General features: G+C 70.3%; 9 protein-coding genes. 3 read left to right on the plus strand and 6 right to left on the minus strand.

What is annotated here, in order from left to right; translation table 11 throughout:
• The 6 genes from AC5L30_RS30335 to AC5L30_RS30360 form a co-directional block, all read right to left on the minus strand.
• Nucleotides 1–969 (minus strand): NAD(P)/FAD-dependent oxidoreductase, encoded by a 969-nt coding sequence (locus AC5L30_RS30335; protein WP_494871483.1) that lies wholly within the window; start codon nt 967–969, stop codon nt 1–3.
• Between the two features lie 106 nt (nt 970–1,075).
• A complete protein-coding gene (locus AC5L30_RS30340; protein ID WP_091394326.1) occupies nt 1,076–1,729 on the minus strand; it encodes a rhomboid family intramembrane serine protease in 654 nt (217 codons plus the stop codon).
• Between the two features lie 107 nt (nt 1,730–1,836).
• Complete coding sequence (locus AC5L30_RS30345; protein WP_494871471.1) at nt 1,837–2,514, minus strand: aggregation-promoting factor C-terminal-like domain-containing protein; 678 nt, start codon at nt 2,512–2,514, stop codon at nt 1,837–1,839.
• 276 nt (nt 2,515–2,790) lie between these two features.
• On the minus strand, nt 2,791–4,206 hold the full coding sequence (gene phoH2, locus AC5L30_RS30350; protein ID WP_494871473.1) for an RNA 5'-3' helicase PhoH2: 1,416 nt from the start codon (nt 4,204–4,206) through the stop codon (nt 2,791–2,793).
• A 414-nt stretch (nt 4,207–4,620) separates the two neighbouring features.
• The gene (locus AC5L30_RS30355) at nt 4,621–4,956 is read right to left on the minus strand and encodes a hypothetical protein (RefSeq protein WP_494871474.1); all 336 of its coding nucleotides are present in this window, start codon (nt 4,954–4,956) and stop codon (nt 4,621–4,623) included.
• Nucleotides 4,957–4,987: 31 nt separating this feature from the next.
• Nucleotides 4,988–5,332 carry a hypothetical protein gene (locus tag AC5L30_RS30360; RefSeq protein WP_354995764.1) on the minus strand — a complete coding sequence of 115 codons (345 nt, stop codon included), beginning with the start codon at nt 5,330–5,332 and terminating at the stop codon, nt 4,988–4,990.
• 264 nt (nt 5,333–5,596) lie between these two features.
• Here AC5L30_RS30360 and AC5L30_RS30365 point away from each other — a divergent pair, with 264 nt between their 5' ends.
• The 3 genes from AC5L30_RS30365 to otsB all read left to right on the plus strand — a co-directional run bounded on the left by AC5L30_RS30365 (nt 5,597) and on the right by otsB (nt 7,449).
• Nucleotides 5,597–6,040 carry an XRE family transcriptional regulator gene (locus AC5L30_RS30365; protein ID WP_387166898.1) on the plus strand — a complete coding sequence of 148 codons (444 nt, stop codon included), beginning with the start codon at nt 5,597–5,599 and terminating at the stop codon, nt 6,038–6,040.
• Between the two features lie 162 nt (nt 6,041–6,202).
• Nucleotides 6,203–6,556, plus strand: a complete 354-nt coding sequence (locus tag AC5L30_RS30370) for a hypothetical protein (RefSeq protein ID WP_091394345.1) — start codon at nt 6,203–6,205, stop codon at nt 6,554–6,556.
• 68 nt (nt 6,557–6,624) lie between these two features.
• Nucleotides 6,625–7,449, plus strand: a complete 825-nt coding sequence (gene otsB / locus AC5L30_RS30375; protein ID WP_494871475.1) for a trehalose-phosphatase — start codon at nt 6,625–6,627, stop codon at nt 7,447–7,449.
• The last annotated feature ends 68 nt before the right edge of the window (nt 7,450–7,517 follow it).

A 7,517-nucleotide genomic window follows, 5' to 3' on the forward strand; every position in this document is an offset into this window, starting at 1 on the left:
TCAGCCGGCGTCGGAGGAGTGCCCGGGAAAGAGGTGCGCGCTCGGGTCGATGGCCACGGCCGCGTTGTTGACCGCCGTCGCCGCCTCACCGAAGCCGGTGGCGATCAGCCGGACCTTGCCCGGGTACTCGGTGATGTCACCCGCCGCGAAGACCCGGGGCAGGTTGGTGGCCATCGCGCTGTCCACCAGGATGTGCCGGCGGTCCAGCCGTAGCCCCCACTCGGCGAGCGGGCCCAGGTCGGCGGTGAAGCCGAGGGCCGCCACCACGGTGTCCACCGGCAACGTCTCGGTCGCGCCGCCGCGCACGGTCACCTCGGCGCCGGTCACCGCGCCCTCACCGAGAAGCTTGGTGACTTCCGCGTTGACCACCACCCGCACCGGCAGGGAGAGCACCCGGGCGACCGTCGAGGCGTGTGCCCGGAACTTCTCCCGTCGGTGCACCAGGGTCACCGACCGGGCCAGCGGTTGCAGCGCCAGCGCCCAGTCGAAGGCGGAGTCGCCGCCACCGACGATGAGCACGTCCCGACCGGTCAACTCGGTCGGCTCGGTCACGAAGTAGACGATCCCCGAGCCGGGGGCACCGTCGGCGCACGGCAACGGCCGAGGGCTGAAGCTGCCGAGCCCGCCGGTAACGACGATCGCGCCGCAGGCGAGCTGCTCGCCACCGGCCAGGCCGAGTACCGGGCGGTCGTCGGCGTACGACAGCTTCTCGGCGCGGGTGCCGAGCAGGTACTGCGGAGCGAACGGGGCCGCCTGGGCCACCAGGTTGGCCACCAGGTCACGGCCCTTGACCGCGGGAAAGCCAGCGACGTCCAGGATCAGCTTCTCCGGGTACATGGCGGTGACCTGGCCGCCCGGCTCGGGCAACGCGTCAATCACCGCCACCGACAGCCCCCGGAACCCGGCGTAGTACGCGGCGAAGAGACCGGCCGGACCGGCCCCGATCACGGCGACATCGACCTCGCGCATGGCGTACCGTCGCTTTCCGCTCACGAATCAACGCGTGCTGATCTCGACCGTAGGCGGGCGGCGACGGTCCGGCAAGCACGTCCCGAAGGCGCGCCGGAGAATCACCTCAGGGCAGGCTGAGCGTGGAACCCGAATAGTCCGGGCCGCCCACGGCCGGTCGCCGCCGACGGAACAGGATCGCCGCCACCACCCCGCCGAGCAGGCCGAACAGGTGACCCTGCCAGGAGATCCGCTCGTCAGTGGGGAGGATGCCGACCAACTGCCAGCCGTAGAGCAGACCGACCAGGAGGAAGACCGCGAAGTTCCACCAACTGCGCTCGACGATGCCCCGGGTGAGCAGGATGCCCAGGTAGCCGAAGATGACGCCGCTGGCGCCGACCACCACCGAGTTGGGTGAGCCGGTGAACCACACCCCGAGCCCGCTGACCAGAATGATGACCAGGGTCGACCAGAGAAACCGGCGGGCGCCGGCGGCGAGGACGAAGGTGCCCAGCAGGATCAGCGGGATGCTGTTGCTGTAGAGGTGGTCGAAGCCGTGGTGCAGGAACGGGGAGAAGAAGACCCCGTCCAGCCCGTCGATGCGTTGCGGGATGATGCCGGCGGTGGCGTCCAGGCCGAACGCCAGCCCCTGGTCGACGGCCTCGATGAGAAAGAGGAACGGGACCACCGCGCACATGGCGACGAACGCCCGGCCGAGCGCGGCGTAGAACGCCTCGGTGCCGAACCGGTATGGGTCGCCGCTTGACGGGTGCAGGGTCACTCCACAACTGCTATCAGCAAAAGCGGCCGACCGCCACTCACGTCCCGTCCGGGGTACGCGCGAAGGCGGGACGAGTGGAGAGCCACCTGCCCCGCCTTCGAAAGCCGTCAGTAGTGGTTGTTGTTCTGGAAGTAGGTCCAGGCGCCGCAGGGCGTCTTGTACCTGCCCTTGATGTAGCCCAACCCCCACTTGATCTGCGTGGCCGGGTTGGTCCGCCAGTCAGACGCGACGGAACCCATCTTGCTGCCCGGCAACGACTGTGGAATGCCGTACGCACCGGACGAGGAGTTGCTGGCCTTGTGGTTCCAGCCGCTCTCCTTGGTCCAGAGCTTCTCCAGACAGGGGAACTCGGCGATGCCGAACCCCGCGCTGATCATCAGCGCGCAGCCGGTCTTGCGGTTGCCGCTGTACTCCGTGCAGGACGCCGGGATCGGCCCGTCGTACGGCTTGGCAGCCGCGTTCGCGGCCGCACGCTCGCGTTTGCGGGACGCCGCGGCAGCTTCGGCCCGGCGGGCCCGCTCGGCGGCTTCCTTGGCGGCCTCCTTCGCCCGCAGCTTGGCCTGGTACTCGGCGGCCCGCTGCTTGGAGAACTGCACCTGGTGGGCGGCCTGCCGCTCGCGCTGGTACGCGAGGTCGGCTCGGTCGACCTCGAGACTGACCTGCTCGGTCAGACCCTGTTGCTGGGTTTCCCGGTCTTCGCCCAGGTAGAAGCCACCGGCAACGCCCACGGAGAGCAGCGCAACAGCAGCCGTACGGGCGCCCAACCGGCTCCACAGCCGACTCACGAAGTGGTCCCTTCGTCGGGAGCAAGGACGTGGCGCGGCGCAGACCACAGCTGGCCGTCGGCCGTGCCACGAGCGCCCCGACCGGTTGCCGGCCGCGCCGACACACCGACCGTCGCCGATGTCGCCCGTCTCGGGACGAACGATCACCAACGATTCCGGTGGTGCATGGACGCTCGTGGGACACGATTGCGCACAGTGAGGCTGATGGGAAACCAACCAGGCTGTTTGTGATCTGCGCCACACCAAAAATGCGGACAAAGGCCCACATAATCACCGTCAGATCGGGATGTCCTCCAAGAGGTCCGTGACCATCGCGGCGATCGGCGACCGCTCGGAACGGCTGAGGGTGACGTGCGCGAAGAGCGGATGGCCCTTGAGCGCTTCGATGACGGCCGTCACCCCGTCGTGCCGGCCGACCCGCAGATTGTCCCGCTGGGCCACGTCGTGGGTGAGCACCACCCGGGAGCCCTGCCCGATCCGGGACAGCACGGTCAACAGCACCCCGCGCTCCAGCGACTGGGCCTCGTCCACGATCACATAGGCGTCGTGCAGGCTGCGCCCCCGGATGTGGGTCAGCGGCAGCACCTCCAGGATGCCCCGCGAGGTGACCTCCTCCAGCACGTTCTCGTGCACCACCGCGCCGAGCGTGTCGAAGACCGCCTGGGCCCACGGCGACATCTTCTCCGACTCCGAGCCCGGCAGGTAGCCCAACTCCTGGCCACCGACGGCGTACAGGGGGCGGAACACGATCACCTTCTTGTGCCGGCGGCGCTCCATCACCGCCTCCAGCCCGGCGCAGAGCGCCAGCGCCGACTTGCCGGTCCCGGCCCGGCCACCCAGCGAGACGATCCCGATCGACTCGTCCAGCAGCAGATCGAGAGCGATCCGCTGCTCGGCCGAGCGGCCGTGCAGCCCGAACGCCTCCCGGTCGCCGCGGACCAGACGCACCGACTTGTCCGGCAGCACCCGACCGAGCGCGGAGCCACGCCCCGAGTGCAGCACCAGACCGGTGTGGCAGGGCAGCCCGGCCGCCTCGTCGAGGTCGAGCGTCTCGCCGGCGTACAGCTGGCCGATCTGCTCCTCGCTCAACTCCAGCTCCGACATACCGGTCCAGGTCGGGTCGCTGGCCTGGCCGTGGCGGTACTCGTCGGCGCGCAGACCCACCGAGGCCGCCTTGACCCGCAGCGGCATGTCCTTGCTGACCAGGGTCACCTCCCGCCCCTCGGCGGCGAGGTTGAGCGCGACGGAGAGGATCCGGGCGTCGTTGCTCTCGGTGCGGAAACCGGGTGGCAGGACGCCGTCGTCGGTGTGGTTGAGCTCCACCCGCAGGGTGCCGCCGACGTCGTTGGCGGGCACCGGGCGGTCGAGCCGGCCGTGCCGGACCCGCAGGTCGTCGAGCATCCGCAGCGACTGCCGGGCGAACCAGCCCAGCTCCGGATGGTGCCGCTTGCCCTCCAGTTCGGTGATGACCACCAGAGGCAGCACCACCTCGTGCTCCGCGAACCGGTGGAACGCCGCCGGATCGGAGAGCAGCACCGACGTGTCCAGGACGAAGGCCTGGCCGGCTGGTCGTGGCTCCTTGGGGTCGGCCGGCGCGGCGGCCGCCGTACGGCGGCTCCTGGTGGCGCGGCGGGTCGTGGCAGTCGCGGCCGGGGTCTGGTCGGCACCGGCGGTGGTACGGCGAGTCGTCACAGGCCTGCTCCGACGGATGGGCACCCGCCACCCGTGTTCCGCCTCCTCCGGTGCCCGGGGACACGGGGTCGGATGCGGAACCCCATGCGCGAGGTCGCAGATCCGGGCGGACCGGCTGGCTCGGGAGAACCCCGTGCCATGCCTAGACGCTAGCCCCGCCGGACCTTCCCGGCTAGAGGCCGAACGTGGATCTCCCAAGACGCGCTCATGAACGGCGCTCCGCCGACGCCCTCAGCAGGCGCGGGGCCGGTGGCGAACACGGCGGAACCGGCCGGGATGCATGCCCCCTGCGCGCATCCCGGCCGGTGGGGCCACCGTCACCGGTCTGACGTGACCCCGACGGTGCGTGTCCGCCGCGGACGACGCACCGCGTTCGTGGCGCCGGTCGGCGGGGCGTGACCCCGCCGACCGACCTCAACCGCCCCGTCGGACGAGCGTGCCGGTCGGGTGCCGCCCGGTGATCGGGGCGGCCGGCGCGCTGAACGACGAGCCGGTGTACGTGGTGCCGGGGCGTTCGACCGCGCCGGCGGAGCGGACCACCCCCGCGGGCGAGACCGACAGGGCCGAGGCGATCGCCGCCTGGGCATCCCGACGACGCCGGTTCCAGGCGCCCCGGTCACCGTCGAAGTAGCCCTGTCGGTAACCGAAGCGGTAGCCGATGCGGTAGCTGAGTTGCCCGTGCAACCGCCCGGCCGCGTAGCTGGTGGCACCGAGCACCAGGACGAGGAACACCGCGAGGAACGGGCTCATCGGGCAGCTCCGGCCCAGCCGGGACGCCAGGTCATCGCTCCTCCGGCTCGATCGTGGTGGGGTCGGCGACGAGCAGCCGGTCCAGGTCGTCGGTGCTGACCTCCTCGACCAGCTCGACGCTGATCCGGCAGCCGTCCAGCACGATTTCGGCCACCGAGGACCGGCGGATCTCGCCGCCGGCGTCGTAGACCCGGACGCTCAGCTCCGGGCAGCCGAGATGGGTACGCCAGGCGTTCCACTCGGCACGATCGCCGACGCTCAGCGACAGGTAACGGCAGCCTCGGGCGAGGTAGAGGCGCCAGGGGGCGGTCAGCCCCGCGGCGACCCCCTCGGCGATCAGCCCGAAGGCCTGGGCGCGGGTGGCGAGCTCAGTCACCACGACCCCCTGGCACCGGGGGCGTGACGCATGTGAGCACCAATCGTCTCATGCACGTGACACACCGTAGATTGTCCCATGGGCGTGACAGTATCAGCTTTTCGTCCGCTTACCTTTGCCACTACGTTCATCTATTCTGCCCGCGTGACACCCCTCAACAGTGGCACTGACTCGTTTACCGGAAATCCGAAACCTTCGTCACGTCTGCGTGACAGTGGCGAGCCGGGGCACGCACCCGTTGCCAGCTGGCCGTACGGTCACGGAGTGACCGAGACGGCCAATGCGCGGAAGATCGCCTTCGCCACCTTCGTCCGGCGGGCCCTGGACGAGGCACGCGCGACCCGAGCCTGGAGCGGCACCGAGGTGTCCCGACGCACCGGCGTCTCCCGGCAGACCATCAACCGTTGGGTCCGGGGCGACTGGGCCAGCGACCCGGAGGCCGAACGGGTGGTCGCCTTCTGCGAGGGCCTGGGATTGAACCCGGCGGCCGCCTTCGCCGCGCTCGGCTGGGACCGCACCGCGGCCGGTCCCCGCCCCGGCCAGGCCGCCCCGCCGATGGACCCCGACGTGGAGGCGCTGCTGCGCCGCCTGGTCGATCCACAGGTATCGGATGCGGAGAAGTTCCACATCCGGGAAACCATCAGATACCTCGCATACCGCCCAACGTTGCCGGTCGATGTCCGAAAAAGGGGCAATCAGGCAGGCTAGTTCCTCAGATAGCGAAAGAACGCCTGGTCAGGTTCATTCGTTTGCCTCCGGGGCTGGAACGGGCACGCTAGCGTCCCTATTCGTACTGCTTGGGCTCGTCATCGGCGGGGGGACGGGACAAGGCCGAACCCAGCCCTGCGGGACAGAAGGAGGGGTCTGTCCATGACCCTGAAGTGGTTGGCAGTCGTGGTCGCAACGGTGTCGGTGACACTGTGGGCGACCGGCAACACAGTGACCCTCGCGGTCGACGGCGGGCAGCTTCCGCTGCTCGTCAACCTCTTTGCGCTCATCACCGCCGGCACCGCGGTCGTCCTGGCCGTCGTCGCCGAGCTGCACGAGCGTCTGAACAATCGAATCAGCGCGCTCACCGAGTTCCTGGTGGCACGGCTCAACGAGATCGAGAACCACACCGGCGATCGCAACACCGGGTTCGTGGAGGGCTACCTGTTGAGCCACGGCCAGGAAGCGGCGGTGGTGCCGTTCGGCCGGCGCGGACGAGGAGCCGCCGAACGCTGATCGCCTACCGCTCAACGGGTCCGCCTCGGCCAGGAATGAGCCTGGATCGCCGGGGTACGCTGACGCGCGTGCCGCCGTTGAATCTGGGCAATCAGCAGCCGAGAACCCCGTTGAACGCCGACCATGCCTGGCGGATAACCGCCAGCCGGGCGGCCGGGACCGTGCTCTTCTTCGACTTCGACGGCACGCTCGCGCCCGTCGACGACGATCCGACCGCGGTACGCCCGGCTCCCAAGGCGTTGGCCGCGATCGAGGCGCTCGCCCCGGTCGTGCAGCGGGTCGCGATCGTCTCCGCCCGACCCGTCGAGTTCCTTCGGGATCAGCTCGGCGGGCTGGTCGGCGTGGACCTCTACGGCCTCTACGGCCTGGAGCACAGCCACTCCGGCGGGGAGACCGTCACCGAGCCGGCCGCGCTGCCCTGGGTGCCGACCATGGTGGAACTGGCCGACCTGGCTCGGGCGGAGCTGCCGCCCGGCACGCTGGTGGAGTACAAGCGGCTCTCGGTCGCGCTGCACTGGCGTACCGCCCCGCAACTCGGCCCGACCGTGCAGCAGTGGGGGCAGGCGCAGGCCGACCGTCTGGGGTTGCGCTCGCAGGCCGGGCGGATGGTGCTGGAGCTCAAGCCACCGGTCGACCGGGACAAGGGCATGGTGATCGGCGAGGCGATCAAGGGTGCCAGCGGGGCCTGGTACTTCGGCGACGACGTCTCCGACATCAAGGCCTTCGCGGCGCTGCGCGCCCGGGCCGCCGCCGACCCGGACTTCCTCGGCGTCTGCGTGGCCGTGGCCAACCCGGAGACCGGACACGAGGTGGCAAACGCCGCCGACCTGACGATCGAGTCGCCGGCCGCGCTGGGCGACTTCCTCACCCGGGCGCTGACCCACCTGCCCTGACTGTGAGGCTGGCCGGGTTGGCCTGATGGTGATGGGCTGATGGTTGGTAGCAGCGGACGTGACTCTTG

Source organism: Micromonospora sp. BQ32, assembly GCF_059358895.1.